Consider the following 14,815-nt stretch of genomic DNA (forward strand, 5'->3'; position numbering starts at 1 on the left):
GTTCTCAAGGCCTTGAGGTCCTGGACAGTGGATTTTGCAAGGCGCAGGAGACCTTACTTGATGCGAGTCAAATTTGCTTACGCCGTGTCCATCGCGGCCGCGGTTGCGATGCTGACCGCGTGCGGCAAGAAACAGGATGGCGAAGCGGGAGCGGGCGCATCGGCGGCTTCGTCCGCTGCGGTCGCCGCCGCGAGCGAAGCGACTATCGTAAAGATTGGTCACGCGGCCCCGTTGACGGGCGGCATCGCGCACCTGGGCAAGGACAACGAAAATGGGGCGCGCCTCGCGGTCGAGGAAATCAATGCGCAGGGCCTGACGATCGACGGTCGCAAGGTCCAGCTGAAACTCGACGCGCAGGACGATGCGGCGGACCCGAAAACGGGCACCGCCGTCGCGCAGAAGCTGGTGGACGATCACGTGGTCGCGGTGATCGGGCACCTGAACTCCGGGGTCTCGATTCCGGCTTCGAAGATCTATAGCGACGCGAGCATCGTGCAAATCTCGCCGTCGTCGACCAATCCGGCGTATACGCAGCAGGGTTTCAAGACGACCTATCGAGTGGTCGCGACCGACGCGCAGCAGGGTCCGGCGCTCGCCAATTACGCGACGAAGGCGCTGGGCGCCAAACGCATCGCGATCGTGGACGATGCGACCGCCTACGGCAAAGGTCTCGCGGACGAATTCGCGAAGACCGCCGAGGCGAGCGGCGCGAAGATCGTCGCGCGGGAGGCGACGAACGACAAGGCCACGGATTTCCGGGCCATTCTCACGAAGATCAAGAGTGTTCAGCCGGACGCGATTATGTTCGGCGGCATGGACGCGACGGGCGGGCCGTTTACGAAGCAGGCGGCGGCGCTCGGTATCAGGGCAAAAATCCTTGGCGGCGACGGTGTGTGTACCGACAAGGTAGGTGAGCTGGCGGGTACCGCCGTGCAAAACCTGGTCTGTTCGGAAGCAGGACTCGCGCTTTCGAAAATGACCAATGGAGCGGACTTCGAAAAGAAGTACGAGGACCGCTTCCACACGCCGGTGCAGATTTACGCGCCGTTCACGTATGACGCTGTGTACGTGATCGTCGATGCAATGAAGCGCGCTAATTCGATCGAGGCGCCCAAGGTGCTGGCTGCGATGCCTTCGACCGATTACAACGGGGTAATCGGCCACATCGCGTTCGACGACAAGGGTGATTTGAAAGAGGGCGCCATTACACTTTACGACTTCAAGGACGGCAAGAAAGCAGTGCTCGACGTCGTAAAGATGTGATGACGGGAAGTTCGGCCTGACGGCACCGACACCATCCAACGGTGCCGTTTTTGCATCCGCCCAAGGGGAGCTCGCGACCGCATCACGGTCGTCAGGGCAAGCCGGCAGCGGATAACCCTTACCGGTCTTTTACATCAGTACCCGCAGTGCCGTTGAGATTCGTAGTGCATCACCGCCCACCGGCAGATGAAAAACGCGAATCCAGTCGCACGGGCTAAGGAGCAATAAATGGATATCTTCATCCAGCAGATCCTGAATGGACTGGTGCTTGGCAGTGTCTACGCCATCATCGCACTGGGCTATACGATGGTTTACGGCATTCTGGGCATCATCAACTTCGCTCACGGCGATGTGTTGATGGTGGGCGCGATGGTTGCGCTCTCCGCCATAGGTGTGCTGCAGAACCACTTCCCCGGCCTCGGCAACGTGCTGACGCTGGTCATCGCGCTGCTCATCGCGGCGGCGGTCTGCGCGGTGGTCGGCTACACGATCGAACGCGTGGCCTACCGGCCGTTGCGCCGCGCACCGCGTCTCGCGCCGCTGATCACCGCGATCGGTGTGTCGATTCTGCTGCAGACGCTCGCGATGATGATCTGGTCGCGCAATCCGCTGCCGTTCCCGCAGCTGTTGCCCACTGACCCGATCAACGTGATCAAGGCCACCGACACGACGCCCGGCGCCGTGATCTCGATGACCGAAATCGTGATCATCGTGGTGGCGTTCATCGTGATGGGCGGCCTGCTGCTGCTCGTGCATAAGACCAGGCTCGGCCGCGCGATGCGCGCGATCGCCGAGAATCCGAACGTCGCGAGCCTGATGGGTGTGAGCCCGAACTTCGTGATTTCGGCGACCTTCATGATCGGCTCGGCGCTCGCGGCGCTCGCCGGCGTGATGATCGCGTCCGAATACGGCAACGCGCACTTCTACATGGGCTTCATCCCTGGCCTGAAGGCCTTTACCGCGGCGGTGCTCGGCGGTATCGGCAATCTCGGCGGCGCGATGGTCGGCGGCGTGCTGCTCGGCCTGATCGAGCAGTTGGGCGCCGGCTATATCGGCAACCTCACGGGCGGCGTGTTCGGTAGCAACTACCAGGACGTGTTCGCGTTCATCGTGCTGATCGTCGTGCTCGTGTTCCGTCCGTCGGGTCTGCTCGGCGAACGTGTCGCGGATCGCGCCTGATCCCGGGCCACAAGGAGTCAACAATCATGACCTCAATTCAACCGATCGAGCCGTCCACAACGCTCATCCCCGAAAAGAACCGCACGAAGACGCTGACCATCGGCATCCTTACGACGATCTTCGTGATCGCCGCGCCGATGATCATCGGCGCGGCGGGCGGCAACTACTGGGTCCGCGTGCTCGACTTCGCGATGCTGTACGTGATGCTCGCGTTGGGCCTGAACGTGGTGGTGGGCTTTGCCGGCCTGCTCGACTTGGGCTACATCGCGTTCTACGCGATCGGTGCCTACACGGCCGCGCTGCTGAGCTCGCCGCACCTGTCGACGCAATTCGAATGGATCGCGGCGCTCGCGCCGCACGGTTTGAACGTGCCGATCTGGATCATCGTGCCGATCGCGATGTCGCTGGCCGCGATGTTCGGGATCCTGCTCGGCGCGCCGACGCTGCGTCTGCGCGGCGACTACCTGGCGATCGTGACCCTCGGCTTCGGGGAAATCGTGCGGATCTTCATGAACAACCTCGACCGTCCGGTGAACATCACCAATGGTCCGAAGGGGATCACCGGGATCGCGCCGGTGCAGATCGGCGGCTTCAGCTTCGCGCAGTCGCACTCGCTGTTCGGCATGCAGTTCCCGGCGGTGTACCTGTACTACTACCTGTTCGTGCTGTGCGCGCTGTTCGTGATCTGGACGTGTACGCGTCTGCAGCATTCGCGTATCGGCCGCGCGTGGGCCGCGATCCGCGAAGATGAAATTGCCGCCAAGGCGATGGGCATCAACACCCGCAACGTGAAGCTGCTCGCGTTCGCGATGGGCGCGTCGTTCGGCGGCTTGTCGGGCGCGATGTTCGGTGCGTTCCAGGGCTTCGTGTCGCCGGAATCGTTCACGTTCTGGGAATCGGTCGTGGTGCTCGCCTGTGTGGTGCTCGGCGGCATGGGCCACATTCCCGGCGTGATTCTCGGCGCGGTGCTGCTCGCGGTGTTCCCCGAGTTCCTGCGCTCCACGATGGGTCCGCTGCAGAACATGATCTTCGGCCATGAAGTCGTCGATACCGAAGTGATCCGTCAGCTGCTGTACGGTCTGGCGATGGTCGTGATCATGCTGTATCGCTCGGAAGGCCTGTGGCCCGCGCCGAAGCACGAAGACAAGATTGCGAAGCTGGCGAAGCGTAGCGGCAAGAAGCCGGTGCGCGCATAAGGTCCGGTGGAGAAAAAGACATGAGCGATAACGTAAGCAACAACGCGGCGATCCGTCTGTCGGTGAAGGGCGTCAACAAGCGCTTCGGCGGTTTGCAGGCGCTTTCCGAGGTCGGCCTGCAGATCCGCGCGGGTGAAATCTACGGTCTGATCGGCCCGAACGGCGCCGGCAAGACGACCTTCTTCAACGTGATCACGGGTCTGTACACGCCGGATTCGGGCGAGTTCAAGCTCGACGGCGAGAACTACACGCCGACCGCGGTCTATCAGGTCGCGAAGGCGGGCATTGCGCGCACGTTCCAGAACATTCGCCTGTTCGGCGGCATGACCGCGCTCGAAAACGTGATGGTCGGCCGTCATGTGCGCACCAAACACGGTCTGCTCGGCGCGGTGTTCCAGACCCCGGCCGAACGCCAGGAAGAGCGCGAGATCAAGGAGCGCGCGCTCGAACTGCTCGACTACGTCGGCATCACGCAATACGCGGACTACACGTCGCGCAACCTGTCGTATGGCCACCAGCGTCGTCTGGAGATCGCGCGTGCGCTGGCGACGGATCCGAAGCTGCTCGCGCTCGACGAACCGGCGGCCGGCATGAACGCCACCGAGAAAGTCGAGCTGACCAAGCTGCTCGACAAGATCCGCGCGGACGGCAAGACGATTCTGCTGATCGAACACGACGTGAAGCTCGTGATGGGCCTGTGCAACCAGATGACGGTGCTCGACTATGGCAAGGTGATCGCACAGGGTCTGCCGCAGGACGTGCAGAAGGATGCGAAGGTGATCGAAGCTTATCTGGGTGCGGGGGTCCACTGATGTCCACGACGCAAGCAATGTTGAAAATCAAGGGCCTGCAGGTCAACTACGGCGGCATCCAGGCGGTAAAGGGTGTTGACCTCGAAGTCGGGCAGGGCGAACTCGTCACGCTGATCGGCGCGAACGGCGCGGGCAAGACCACGACGATGAAGGCGATCACCGGCCTGAAGGCGTACGCGGCCGGCGACATCGAGTACATGGGCCAGTCGATCAAAGGCCTGCCCGCGCACGAGTTGCTCAAGCGCGGTCTCGCGATGGTGCCGGAAGGTCGCGGCATCTTCGCGCGTATGTCGATCGTCGAGAACATGCAGATGGGCGCGTATCTGCGCAACGATGCCGACGGTATCAAGTCGGACGTCGAGCGCATGTTCGGCTTCTTCCCGCGTCTGAAGGAGCGCGCCTCGCAATACGCGGGCACGCTGTCGGGCGGTGAGCAGCAGATGCTCGCGATGGCGCGTGCGATCATCTCGCGGCCCAAGCTGCTGCTGCTCGATGAACCGTCGATGGGTCTGTCGCCGATCATGGTCGAGAAGATCTTCGAAGTGGTGCGCTCGATTTCCGCTGAAGGTATGACGGTGCTGCTCGTCGAGCAGAACGCGCGTCTCGCGCTGCAGGCGGCCAATCGTGGCTACGTGATGGACTCCGGTCTGATTACGATGTCGGGCGACGCGAAACAGATGCTCGACGATCCGAAGGTTCGGGCCGCTTACCTGGGTGAATGAGTGGGTGAACGAGTCGGTGAATAAGTAGCTGATGAGTTGGACGTGTGCCGCTTTCTCGCACACCTCCTTCTTGCAACGCGCCGCACGATGCAACATCGTGCGGCGCGTTTTTTCTTGCTGACCCGTGCATGAATTATGGGAGTTTCCCGATAACCGCACTGATTTCGTCTTTGGTGAACGCACGCAGTGTTTGCGAGCGGACATTGCCGGCCGAGCCGAGCGCGAAGCCGAAGGCGAGGAAGCTCTGCTCGTCTGCCGCTTCGACGACCGAGACAATGTCGTATTCCCCCAAGGTCCAGTAGATCTGCTTCATCTCGCAGCCAAAAGTTTTCGCCATCTCCGCCGTCTGCCCGGCTCGCTGCGCTGTGTTCTTGATCGCGCGGATCCCCTGATCCGTGAATTGCAGGAGCACCACATAAGTCGCCATGAAGATTCCCCTTAGGATTCAAACGCGTTGGGACTCAGATGCATGAGCCGCCGCGGGGAGCGTCGCGAACCGCCGCGAACGTCTCATCCAGCCCGGCGTCGTCTCTTGCGTAAACGATTCTAGGCAATCCGTCTGCCCACCATCTGCTATTTGTCCGAATCCGCCGATATGTGCGCCGCACATGAGAGAACCATGAAAAAGGCCGCATGCGCCAACCAGCGCATGCGGCCTTCTTTAATCAGGTGTACGACGCGAATCAACCCGCCGGGGCTGCGTCCGCGTATTGGCCGAGCCGCTTGCCGAGGCTGATCACCGCATCGGCGCGATAGCCGAGCGCATCGTAGAACGCGTGCACTTCAGCCGAGGCCGACGACAATACCTGCAAGTTCAGCTTCGGACAACCAAGCTTCGTCAGCTCGCTCTCGACGTGCGCGACGAGCCGCGCGCCGATGCCATGACGTCGCAGCGATGCGTCGACCGCAAGCGAATACAGCCAGCCGCGGTGTCCGTCATAGCCGCCCATCACGGTGCCGACGATGCGGCCATCGAGCTCCGCGACGAAGAACAGCTCCGGTTGCGTCGCGAGCTTGTTCGCGATCGACAGACGCGGATTGCGCCGCGGTCGCGTCACGTCGCGATATTCGGGAAAGACCTGCTGCCATAGCGCGATCACCGCTTCGGTATCGCTCGCGTCGAAGCGGCGGATCGACAGCGTCGTGTTCGTCGTCATCGGTGCGCTCCGTGGCTGATTACAGCGAGTCGAGAACCGAGCGCAGCATCGCCAGCATCTGGTCGATCTCTTCGGTCGTCACGTTCAGCGCCGGCATGAAACGCAGCAGGTTCGGACGCGCGGCGTTCAGCAGCACGCCGTCGGGCTGCATTTCGCGCGCCTTCTCGACAATCTGGTTGCCGATGTCCTTGCCGAGCAGCAGCGCGCGCAGCAGACCCTCGCCGCGCTCGCCCTTGAAGCCGCGTTCCTCGGACAGCTCGAGCAGCTTCGTGCGCAGATATTCGCCGCGCGAGCGCACGCCTTCGAGGAAGCCCGGCGCCGTCAGCTGCGAGATCACCGAGTAGCCGACCGCCGTCATCAGCGGATTGCCGTTGTAGGTGCCACCCTGGTCGCCCGCTTCGAACACGGCGATTTCCGCCTTCGACAGCAGCGCCGCGAGCGGCACGCCGCCGCCGATGCCCTTGCCGAGCGTCATGATGTCCGGCTCGATGCCCGACAGCTGATACGCGAACAGCGTGCCGGCGCGACCGCAGCCGCTTTGCACTTCATCGACGATCAGCAGAATGTTGTGCTTCTTCGTCAGTTCGCGCAGTTGCTGCATGAATTCGCGGGTTGCGGGAATCACGCCGCCTTCGCCCTGGATCGGCTCGAGCATCACCGCGACGGTTTTCGCGTTGATCAGCTTTTCCACCGATGCGATGTCGTTCAGGTCCGCCTTCGGGAAGCCCGGCACCTGCGGTGCGTAGATCGTGTCCCAGCCCGGCTTGCCGCTGGCCGACATCGTCGCGAGCGTGCGGCCGTGGAAGCTGTGGTCGAACGTGATGATCTCGAACGCGCCGTCCTTGAACTTCCTGCCCCACTTGCGCGCGAGCTTGATCGCGCCTTCGTTCGCCTCCGCGCCGCTGTTCGCGAAGAACACCTTGTCGAAGCAGCTGTGCTGCGTGAGCAGACCCGCGAGCTTCGCCATCGGCTCGTTGTAGAACGCCGGCGACGGGTTGATCAGCAGCTTCGCCTGGCTGTTCAGCGCTTCGATCATGCCGTCGTTGCAGTGGCCGAGGCTGTTGACTGCCCAGCCCTGAATGAAATCCAGGTAGCGCTTGCCGTCGTTGTCGTAAATCCACGAGCCTTTGCCGTGCGTGAAAACGATTTCGGGTCGGTTCGTGATGTACATCAGCGAATCGATTGGATACTCATTGAAATTCATGTCGGCAGGCTCCAGGCAAAGGGTAAGAGCAGGGTGAAGAAACGGTGACGGTTTGGCCAATAAAAACGGCGGCCGGAAAAACAGAAAAGCCACGGCATGCCGTGGCTTTCATGATTCGAACAGCTTGCGCCCAGGTATGTGTGTGGCGCGAGTCCGTGACGAAGCCAGCGGCGTCCCTAGGGGAGCGGCGAGCGGCGACGTCGGAGTTCGGACTGGATGCGGTTCATGCGCGAAAGAATACGATAAGAAAAGCACCGGTGTAAACCATGAATTTGCACTGGTGCTGCATCGGGGCGAAATTGCCGGCGTGCAATCAGACCGCGTTCGCGAGATCGGCCGCGCTCGTGAACGAGTCCGCGTAGAACTCGTCTTCCGGCAGTTGGTGATGCTGCGTGAAGTCGCGCAGCGCCGATTCGACCATCACCGGCGCGCCGCATGCGTACACCTGGTAGGCCGACAGATCGGGCAGATCCTCGATCACCGCGCGATGCACGAAGCCCGTGCGGCCCGTCCATGCGTCGCCCGCGTCGGGCTCGGAGAGCACCGGCACGAACTTGAAGTGCGGAATCTCGCGCGCCCATTGTTCGGCGAGTTCGAGCAGATAGAGGTCTTTCTTGCGGCGCGCGCCCCAGTAGAGCGTCATGGGGCGCGTGATGTTCTTGAACACCGCATGCTCGACGATCGCCTTCAGAGGCGCGAAGCCGGTGCCCGATGCGAGCAGCACGATCGGCTTGTCCGAATCTTCGCGCAGGAAGAACGTGCCGAGCGGCGCTTCGAAGCGCAGGATGTCGCGCTCCTTCATCGTGCTGAACACGTGATCGGTGAACGCACCGCCGGGCATATGGCGGATGTGCAGCTCGATCGGGCCTTCGACGTGCGGCGCATTCGCCATCGAATAGCTGCGGCGCTTGCCGTCCTTCAGGATGAACTCGAGGTACTGGCCGGCCAGATATTGCAGGCGCTCGTTCGCGGGCAGTTGCAGCTTAACGACGATCACGTCGTCGGCCTTGCGCTCGATCGCGTTCACGCGGCACGGCAGCTTCTTGACCTGCACGTCGCCGACGCCAGCCACTTCGCGGATGTCGACTTCGAGATCGGAGCACGCGGTCGCGCAGCACAGGAGCGCCATGCCGCGGGTCTTTTCGTCGTTCGACAGCGCCGACGACGAGTGCGCGCGCTGTTCGACCTCGCCGCTCACGACCGTGCCCTTGCACGAACCGCACGCGCCGTTCTTGCAGCCGTACGGCAGGCCGATGCCTTGACGCAGGGCTGCGGAGAGCACCGGTTCGTCCTGTTCTACCTGAAACTGCCGGCCGGTTTGCCGGAGCGTGACGTTAAATGCCATAAAGTGTTCGGAATCGAAAAAACGGAATCGAAATCGGACCCGCCGGATCAACCGCGCGGTACCTGTTGTGCGTGACCGCTACAATGCGCCCACCATGAAAGCGACACGAAATTTCCGCCGGCCGCGCGTGCTGATCGTAGGATGCGGCGACGTCGGCATGCGCTGCGTGCCTCTGTTGCGGCCGCGCGCGCATGTCTTCGCATTGACCAGCCACGCCGCGCGCTGCGACGAGTTGCGCGCCGCGGGCGTGACGCCGCTCGTCGGCGATCTCGACGCGCGCCGCAGCCTCAAACGGCTCGCGCGCCTCGCGCCGACGGTGCTGCATCTCGCGCCACCGCAGAAGTCCGGCGACGACGACCGGCGCACTCGCGCGCTGCTTGCGACGCTAGGTGCAGCGGGCCGCATGAACGCTAGCGCGGCGAGGCCGTCGGTCGCGCCGATCGCGCGGCTGCGCCGCGCGCGCGCTTCAGGTCTGAACGCTGAAACACCCGCTATTGTACCCGACGGGGTGTGCCAGACCGGCGCTTCGCGGGCACCGGTGCGCATCGTTTACGCAAGCACGACGGGCGTCTACGGCGATTGCGGCGGCGCGTGGATCGACGAAACGCGCGCGACGCGGCCCGCGAATGCGCGCGCCAAACGTCGCGTGTCGGCCGAGCGGCAGTTGCGGCGCGCGACTGCGCGCGGCAGCGTCGCCGCGAGCATCGCGCGGATTCCGGGCATCTATGCGGCCAACCGCCTGCCGCTCGCGCGGCTCGAAAAAGGCACGCCGGCTCTCGTCGATGCCGACGACGTCTACACGAATCACATCCACGCCGACGACCTCGCCGCGATCCTCGTGCGTCTCGCCACGCATGGCCGGCCCGGGCGCGCGCTGCACGCGTCCGACGATTCGTCGCTGAAGATGGGCGAGTATTTCGACGCTGTCGCCGATGCGTTCGGGCTCGCGCGAGCGCCGCGCATCACGCGCGAGCAGGCAGAGCAGCAAATCGATCCGATGCTGCTGTCGTTCATGCGCGAGTCGCGCCGCCTTGTGAACCGGCGTCTGAAGGAGGAATTGGGAGTACGTCTGCGCTATCCGAGCGTCGACGGGTTCTTGTGCGAAGCGAAGGGGAAGGGCAAGGGCGGCTAGGCCAGCCACGGAAACAAAAATGCCGCCTCGCGAGGCCACTTGGCCCCGGAGAAATTGCACCTGCGCCGCACCGCATCAATGCACCGCGCAAAACGAGCCGCGGTCCAACCGGCATCAGGTCAGCGTTGGCAGCACTTCCAGCAACAGGAAGCACAGCATGCCGCCGATCAACGCGCCGATCAGGTTCGGATGGTACTGGTGCCGCCGCCGCATGATGACCAGCAATCCACCGACCAGCAGCAGCGCGAAGCAGATAAACGCGATCATCGCGCGCGAAAACGCCATCGTGCTGTCGATATTCATGGCGCCCCTCCTTGAAACCTTTGTAGTCGTTTGTTTAGACGAGTATAGGGCGACATGTAAGCAACGGCATGCTGCAACGCAGCGGCCTATGTGCGGTGCACCGCAATGCGCGCGGGCTTTCTTCGGCGCATCAAGGGCTTAGGTGGTGCTCACCGCGCGCTAGTCGTTTACCCGGCCCGCAGCGCGGCGAGGCCCGCTTCGTCGAGCCATTGCCATGCGCCTGGCGCGAGCGTCGCGGGCAGCGCGAGGCCGCCGATCCGCTCGCGATGCAGCGCCTCGCAGCGGTTGCCCGAGGCCGCGATCATCCGCTTGACCTGGTGGTATTTGCCTTCGAGCACGGTGAGCGCGAGCGTGTGGGTGTCGCGCGCCTGTGCGTCGAGCGCGGCGCTCGGTTTGGTCTCGCCGTGCAGCAGTACGCCGGCGCGCAGCGCGGCGAGCTGCGCGTCATCGAGCGGATGGCGCGTGGTCGCGACGTAGAGCTTCGGCACCTTGCGTTTCGGCGACGTGAACTGATGCACGAACTTGCCGTCGTCGGAGAGCAGCAGCAGGCCCGTGGTGTCCTGATCGAGGCGGCCGACGCACTGCACGCCGCGCTCCGAGAACTGCGGCGGCAGCAGGCTGAACACGCTCAGATGATGCTGCGGATCGCGCGAGCATTCGTAGCCGACCGGCTTGTTCAGCAGCAGATACGCGTGCTCGCGATACGGCCACTCGACGCCGTCGACGCTAAAGCGCAACGCGCCGCTATCAACGGCGAAATCGGCGTCGGCATCGGTGCAGATGGCGCCGTCGATGCCGACGCGGCCGTCGCCGATCAGCGCGCGGCACTGGCGGCGCGAACCGAAACCTTGAGTAAAGAGGATGCTTTCGAGATTCATGGCGAGCGAAGAATAACACCGCAAGAACCGGAGCGCCCCGCAGGCCCCAAGCGCCGACGATGAATGCCTCACGTCACATCTCGGGAGTGCATCGATGTCCGCCACCACGTCTTCGTCGTCTTCGCCGTCCAACGCGCAACGGCTGCCCCGCGCCTTCCAGCGCCTCGCCTGGTCGAACCTGTGCGCGCAATCGGCCGAGCAGATCAGCCTCGCCGCCGCGCCGCTCGTCGCGGTGTTCGCGCTCGGCGCGAACGCGCGCGATACCGGTCTGCTGCAAACCGCGCAGACGCTGCCCTTCCTGTTGCTGTCGATGCCGCTCGGCGTCTGGGCCGACCGCCGCTCGCGCCGCGTGCTGATGACGCTCGCCGAGAGCGTGCGGGTCTGCGCGATGCTGTGCGTGCTGCTGCTGGTGCTCACACATGCGCTGAACCTGCCGCTGCTCGCCGCGCTCGGCTTCGTCGCGGCGACGGGCACGGTTGCCTACAACGTCGCGGCGCCTTCGCTGGTGCCGTCGATCGTGCCGCGCGAAGCCTATGCGAGCGCGAACGGCCGGCTCGAACTCGCGCGCAGCGTCGCGTATTCGGCGGGGCCGGCGCTGGGCGGCGTGCTGGTCGGCTGGATCGGCGCGGGCTGGGCGTATGGCGCCGCGGCGGGTTTGTCGGCGCTCGCGGTCGCGTTGCTGGCGGGATTGTGCGAGCCGCCGCGCGCGGCCGCGCCGCGGCGGCACTTCATGCTGGAGCTGCGCGACGGCACCCGCTTCGTGCTGCGTGATCCGCTGCTGCTGCCGATCCTGTTGACCGCCGTGTTCTTCAACCTCGGCTTCTTCATCCTGCAGGCGGTCTATGTGCCGTACGCGGTGCATCGGCTCGGGCTCGACGCGTCGGCGGTCGGCGTGACGCTCGGCGCGTACGGCGTCGGCATGGTGTGCGGTGCGCTCGCGGCGCCCGCGGTCGCGCGGCGTGTGGCGTTCGGCCGTCTGCTGATCATCGGGCCGTCGTGCGGGCTGCTCGCGTCGCTCGCGATGGTCGCGACGCTCGTCGCGCCATCCTTTTGGCTCGCTCTCGCGAGTTTCTTCCTGCTCGGCGTGGGACCGATTCTGTGGGTCGTCGCCTCGACCACGCTGCGTCAGGCGATCACGCCCGAACGAATGATCGGCCGCGTGTCCGCGCTGATCAGCACGGCGACCTATGGCGCGCGGCCGGTGGGCGCGCTGCTGGGCGCTGCGCTCAGCGCGCGCTGGAGCATCGACGTGTGTCTGGTTGCGGCGGCGTTTGCGTTTCTCGTGCAGGCGTTGATCATCGTGATGTCGCCGGTGGCGCGGCTGACCGACATTCCCGAACAGAGCGCGGCGGCGTGCTGAGCGCGGCGCCAAGCGCGCGCTGAAGCCTTCCAGGCGCCCCGATGAAAATTCATTTTCATCGGGGCGCAGCATATCGGGGATGCTGGATACCCTTGTCCGAAGGGCTTTGGTCGGTGAAAACCCTCAAAGTATGAAAATGAATTTTTTTCGGCGCGGGTTTCATGTAAATATGTTTTCATCGAGTCCCCCTAGCCCAACCGCGCCTGTCCGCACGCATGATCCATCACCCGTCCGCTGTGTCGAACCCCGCCGAGCAGGCCATTGCCGCGCGCATCAGCGCCGCGATGCCGACGCTCACGCCGATCCACCAGCGCATGGGCGAGTACGTGCTCGCCAATCTGTTCCGCGCGGCGACGATGCGTATCGACGAACTCGCGAGCGTGGTCGGCGCGTCGGTGGCGAGCGCGAATCGTTTTGCGCGCGCGCTTGGCTTCGACGGTTATCCGCAGTTTCGCGAGGCGCTCGTGCGTGGCTTCGAGGCGACGCTCGCGCCGGTCGAGCGGTTGCGCAGCGCGCAGGAAACGCTCGCGGCCGGTGACGACCTGATCGACGCGTCGCTCGAGCACGCCGCCAACAATCTGCACGCAACGCGTACCTCGATCGATCGCGCGACCGCCGACGCCGCCGTCGATGCGATCATCGCCGCGCGCCGCGTCTTCGTGATCGGCTTCGGCGCCAGCGCGTTTCTCGCGAGCCTGATGGAGCACGGGCTGCTGCCCTATCACGACAACGTGCATTCGCTTGCGCTGAGCGGCGGGCCGTCGCATGCGGCGCGGCACCTCGTGCGTTCCGGTGCAGGCGATCTCGTGATCGGCATCGCGTTTCCGCGCTATGTCGAAGACACGATCGAGCTTGCGCGCCGCGCGTCCGAACGCGGTGCGCGCGTGCTTGCGCTCACCGACGGTCCGCGCTCGCCGCTCGTGCGGTTCGCGGACCTGGCGCTGTATGTCCGCACCGACCGGCGTCTCGCGTCGAATGCCGATTCGGCCGTGCTCGCGGTCATCGAGGCGTTGTGCGACGCGGTCGCGTATCGCGCGCAACGCTCGGTCAAGGCGGCCGCCGAGGTCAGCGAGTTCGTGCTGCCGTGGCTGTTCGATCCGCAGTCCGGCGCGGCCGGCGCCGCGCCGGAACCGGCGCGCGCCGCGAGCAAAGCCGCGCGCGCAAAGGCCGACGACAGCCAGTCCAAGGGCATCGAAGCAACGGATACCGAAGCAAAAGCCATCCCGGCGGTCCGCACTCCCCGAACCAACCGCACTCCACAATCCAAACGATGAACTCCAACGCAGTCATTGCCATTCACGGCGGGGCAGGGACGATCCTGCGCACGTCGATGTCGGCCAGCGCCGAAACCGAATATCACGCGGCGCTCAACGCGGTGCTGAGCGCCGGCCAGCGCGTGCTCGCCGACGGCGGAAGCGCGCTCGACGCGGTCAGTGAAGCGGTGCGGCTGCTTGAAGACTGCGCGCTTTTCAACGCGGGTCACGGCGCGGTCTACACGGCGGCCGGCACGCACGAGCTCGACGCCGCGATCATGGACGGCCGCACGCTCGACGCGGGCGCGATCTGCTGCGTGAAGCGCGTGCGCAATCCGGTTCTCGCCGCGCGCCGCGTGCTCGAGCGCAGCGACCACGTGCTGTTCACCGGCGAAGGCGCGGAAGCGTTCGCGGCCGCGCAGGGGCTCGAGTTCGTCGATAACAGCTACTTCGGTACCGACGCGCGCTATCGCCAATGGCAGCTCGCGCGCGAGCAGCAGCGTCCGATGCTCGATCACGACGCCGCGACGCTCGCGTCCGCGGCTTCGGGCAACGGCGACCCGATGCCGCACGAGCCGATCGATCCGAACCGCAAATTCGGCACCGTCGGCGCGGTCGCGCTCGACCGTCACGGGCATCTCGCCGCCGCGACCTCGACGGGCGGCGTGACCAACAAGCAGGTGGGCCGTATCGGCGACACGCCGCTGATCGGCGCCGGCTGCTATGCCGACGACGCGACCTGCGCGGTATCGACCACCGGCTCCGGCGAAATGTTCATGCGCATGGTCGCCGCCTACGACGTCGCCGCGCAGATGGCCTATCGCCAGGTGTCGCTCGAACAGGCCGCGCACGACGTCGTGATGAACCGCTTGCCGAAGATCGACGGACGCGGCGGACTCGTCGCCGTCGACGTGCATGGCAACGTCACGCTGCCGTTCAACACCGAAGGCATGTACCGCGGTTTCGCGCGGTTGGGCGAAGCGCCGGTGACGGCGATCTATCGCTAACCGC

Annotated in this window: 15 protein-coding genes; 9 read left to right on the plus strand and 6 right to left on the minus strand. The window is 64.7% G+C overall.

The window, feature by feature from the left end; all coding sequences use genetic code 11:
* Positions 1-60: 60 nt before the first annotated feature.
* From G5S42_RS01685 to G5S42_RS01705, 5 genes are all read left to right on the plus strand, one after another.
* The gene (locus G5S42_RS01685; protein ID WP_176105252.1) at positions 61-1,263 is read left to right on the plus strand and encodes a branched-chain amino acid ABC transporter substrate-binding protein; all 1,203 of its coding nucleotides are present in this window, start codon (positions 61-63) and stop codon (positions 1,261-1,263) included.
* 228 nt (positions 1,264-1,491) lie between these two features.
* Entirely contained in the window at positions 1,492-2,442 is a 951-nt protein-coding gene (locus G5S42_RS01690) for a branched-chain amino acid ABC transporter permease (protein ID WP_176105253.1), read from the plus strand.
* Between the two features lie 26 nt (positions 2,443-2,468).
* Positions 2,469-3,638: an ABC transporter permease subunit gene (locus G5S42_RS01695; RefSeq protein ID WP_176105254.1), complete on the plus strand. Its 1,170-nt coding sequence runs from the start codon at positions 2,469-2,471 to the stop codon at positions 3,636-3,638.
* A 20-nt stretch (positions 3,639-3,658) separates the two neighbouring features.
* Positions 3,659-4,450 carry an ABC transporter ATP-binding protein gene (locus G5S42_RS01700; RefSeq protein WP_027198609.1) on the plus strand — a complete coding sequence of 264 codons (792 nt, stop codon included), beginning with the start codon at positions 3,659-3,661 and terminating at the stop codon, positions 4,448-4,450.
* A 17-nt stretch (positions 4,451-4,467) separates the two neighbouring features.
* Positions 4,468-5,172, plus strand: a complete 705-nt coding sequence (locus G5S42_RS01705) for an ABC transporter ATP-binding protein (RefSeq protein WP_375792148.1) — start codon at positions 4,468-4,470, stop codon at positions 5,170-5,172.
* 133 nt (positions 5,173-5,305) lie between these two features.
* Here G5S42_RS01705 and G5S42_RS01710 read toward each other — a convergent pair whose 3' ends face one another.
* From G5S42_RS01710 to G5S42_RS01725, 4 genes are all read right to left on the minus strand, one after another.
* Positions 5,306-5,599 (minus strand): GYD domain-containing protein, encoded by a 294-nt coding sequence (locus tag G5S42_RS01710; protein ID WP_176105256.1) that lies wholly within the window; start codon positions 5,597-5,599, stop codon positions 5,306-5,308.
* A gap of 256 nt (positions 5,600-5,855) precedes the next feature.
* Positions 5,856-6,329 carry a GNAT family acetyltransferase gene (locus G5S42_RS01715; RefSeq protein WP_176105257.1) on the minus strand — a complete coding sequence of 158 codons (474 nt, stop codon included), beginning with the start codon at positions 6,327-6,329 and terminating at the stop codon, positions 5,856-5,858.
* A gap of 19 nt (positions 6,330-6,348) precedes the next feature.
* Complete coding sequence (locus tag G5S42_RS01720) at positions 6,349-7,533, minus strand: acetylornithine transaminase (protein ID WP_176105258.1); 1,185 nt, start codon at positions 7,531-7,533, stop codon at positions 6,349-6,351.
* Positions 7,534-7,846: 313 nt separating this feature from the next.
* Positions 7,847-8,878: a CDP-6-deoxy-delta-3,4-glucoseen reductase gene (locus tag G5S42_RS01725; RefSeq protein WP_176105259.1), complete on the minus strand. Its 1,032-nt coding sequence runs from the start codon at positions 8,876-8,878 to the stop codon at positions 7,847-7,849.
* 94 nt (positions 8,879-8,972) lie between these two features.
* Between G5S42_RS01725 and G5S42_RS01730 the strand changes: the two genes are divergently transcribed.
* Positions 8,973-10,010 (plus strand): NAD-dependent epimerase/dehydratase family protein, encoded by a 1,038-nt coding sequence (locus tag G5S42_RS01730; RefSeq protein WP_176105260.1) that lies wholly within the window; start codon positions 8,973-8,975, stop codon positions 10,008-10,010.
* A 114-nt stretch (positions 10,011-10,124) separates the two neighbouring features.
* On the opposite strand, the gene G5S42_RS01735 is transcribed toward G5S42_RS01730, so the two are convergent.
* Both G5S42_RS01735 and G5S42_RS01740 read right to left on the minus strand, forming a co-directional pair.
* Entirely contained in the window at positions 10,125-10,313 is a 189-nt protein-coding gene (locus tag G5S42_RS01735; protein ID WP_176105261.1) for a hypothetical protein, read from the minus strand.
* A gap of 167 nt (positions 10,314-10,480) precedes the next feature.
* Positions 10,481-11,191, minus strand: coding sequence for a pseudouridine synthase (locus G5S42_RS01740; protein ID WP_176105262.1), 711 nt, complete (start codon positions 11,189-11,191; stop codon positions 10,481-10,483).
* A 94-nt stretch (positions 11,192-11,285) separates the two neighbouring features.
* Here G5S42_RS01740 and G5S42_RS01745 point away from each other — a divergent pair, with 94 nt between their 5' ends.
* From G5S42_RS01745 to G5S42_RS01755, 3 genes are all read left to right on the plus strand, one after another.
* Entirely contained in the window at positions 11,286-12,551 is a 1,266-nt protein-coding gene (locus G5S42_RS01745; RefSeq protein ID WP_176105263.1) for an MFS transporter, read from the plus strand.
* Positions 12,552-12,766: 215 nt separating this feature from the next.
* Positions 12,767-13,825 carry a MurR/RpiR family transcriptional regulator gene (locus G5S42_RS01750; RefSeq protein ID WP_176105264.1) on the plus strand — a complete coding sequence of 353 codons (1,059 nt, stop codon included), beginning with the start codon at positions 12,767-12,769 and terminating at the stop codon, positions 13,823-13,825.
* Positions 13,822-14,811 (plus strand): isoaspartyl peptidase/L-asparaginase family protein, encoded by a 990-nt coding sequence (locus G5S42_RS01755; protein ID WP_176105265.1) that lies wholly within the window; start codon positions 13,822-13,824, stop codon positions 14,809-14,811. Before G5S42_RS01750 ends, G5S42_RS01755 begins: the two co-directional genes overlap by 4 nt.
* Positions 14,812-14,815: the final 4 nt, after the last annotated feature.

The organism is Paraburkholderia youngii, assembly GCF_013366925.1.
Lineage (GTDB): Bacteria > Pseudomonadota > Gammaproteobacteria > Burkholderiales > Burkholderiaceae > Paraburkholderia > Paraburkholderia youngii.

Excerpts from the sequence above, each read along its gene's own strand:
- G5S42_RS01700 (WP_027198609.1), top strand. The coding sequence starts at position 3,659 with ATGAGCGATAACGTAAGCAACAACGCGGCGATCCGTCTGTCGGTGAAG.
- G5S42_RS01710 (WP_176105256.1), bottom strand. The coding sequence starts at position 5,599 with ATGGCGACTTATGTGGTGCTCCTGCAATTCACGGATCAGGGGATCCGC.
- G5S42_RS01755 (WP_176105265.1), top strand. The coding sequence starts at position 13,822 with ATGAACTCCAACGCAGTCATTGCCATTCACGGCGGGGCAGGGACGATC.
- G5S42_RS01715 (WP_176105257.1), bottom strand. The coding sequence starts at position 6,329 with ATGACGACGAACACGACGCTGTCGATCCGCCGCTTCGACGCGAGCGAT.
- G5S42_RS01740 (WP_176105262.1), bottom strand. The coding sequence starts at position 11,191 with ATGAATCTCGAAAGCATCCTCTTTACTCAAGGTTTCGGTTCGCGCCGC.
- G5S42_RS01745 (WP_176105263.1), top strand. The coding sequence starts at position 11,286 with ATGTCCGCCACCACGTCTTCGTCGTCTTCGCCGTCCAACGCGCAACGG.
- G5S42_RS01730 (WP_176105260.1), top strand. The coding sequence starts at position 8,973 with ATGAAAGCGACACGAAATTTCCGCCGGCCGCGCGTGCTGATCGTAGGA.
- G5S42_RS01720 (WP_176105258.1), bottom strand. The coding sequence starts at position 7,533 with ATGAATTTCAATGAGTATCCAATCGATTCGCTGATGTACATCACGAAC.
- G5S42_RS01690 (WP_176105253.1), top strand. The coding sequence starts at position 1,492 with ATGGATATCTTCATCCAGCAGATCCTGAATGGACTGGTGCTTGGCAGT.
- G5S42_RS01705 (WP_375792148.1), top strand. The coding sequence starts at position 4,468 with ATGTTGAAAATCAAGGGCCTGCAGGTCAACTACGGCGGCATCCAGGCG.
- G5S42_RS01735 (WP_176105261.1), bottom strand. The coding sequence starts at position 10,313 with ATGAATATCGACAGCACGATGGCGTTTTCGCGCGCGATGATCGCGTTT.
- G5S42_RS01685 (WP_176105252.1), top strand. The coding sequence starts at position 61 with ATGCGAGTCAAATTTGCTTACGCCGTGTCCATCGCGGCCGCGGTTGCG.
- G5S42_RS01750 (WP_176105264.1), top strand. The coding sequence starts at position 12,767 with ATGATCCATCACCCGTCCGCTGTGTCGAACCCCGCCGAGCAGGCCATT.
- G5S42_RS01695 (WP_176105254.1), top strand. The coding sequence starts at position 2,469 with ATGACCTCAATTCAACCGATCGAGCCGTCCACAACGCTCATCCCCGAA.
- G5S42_RS01725 (WP_176105259.1), bottom strand. The coding sequence starts at position 8,878 with ATGGCATTTAACGTCACGCTCCGGCAAACCGGCCGGCAGTTTCAGGTA.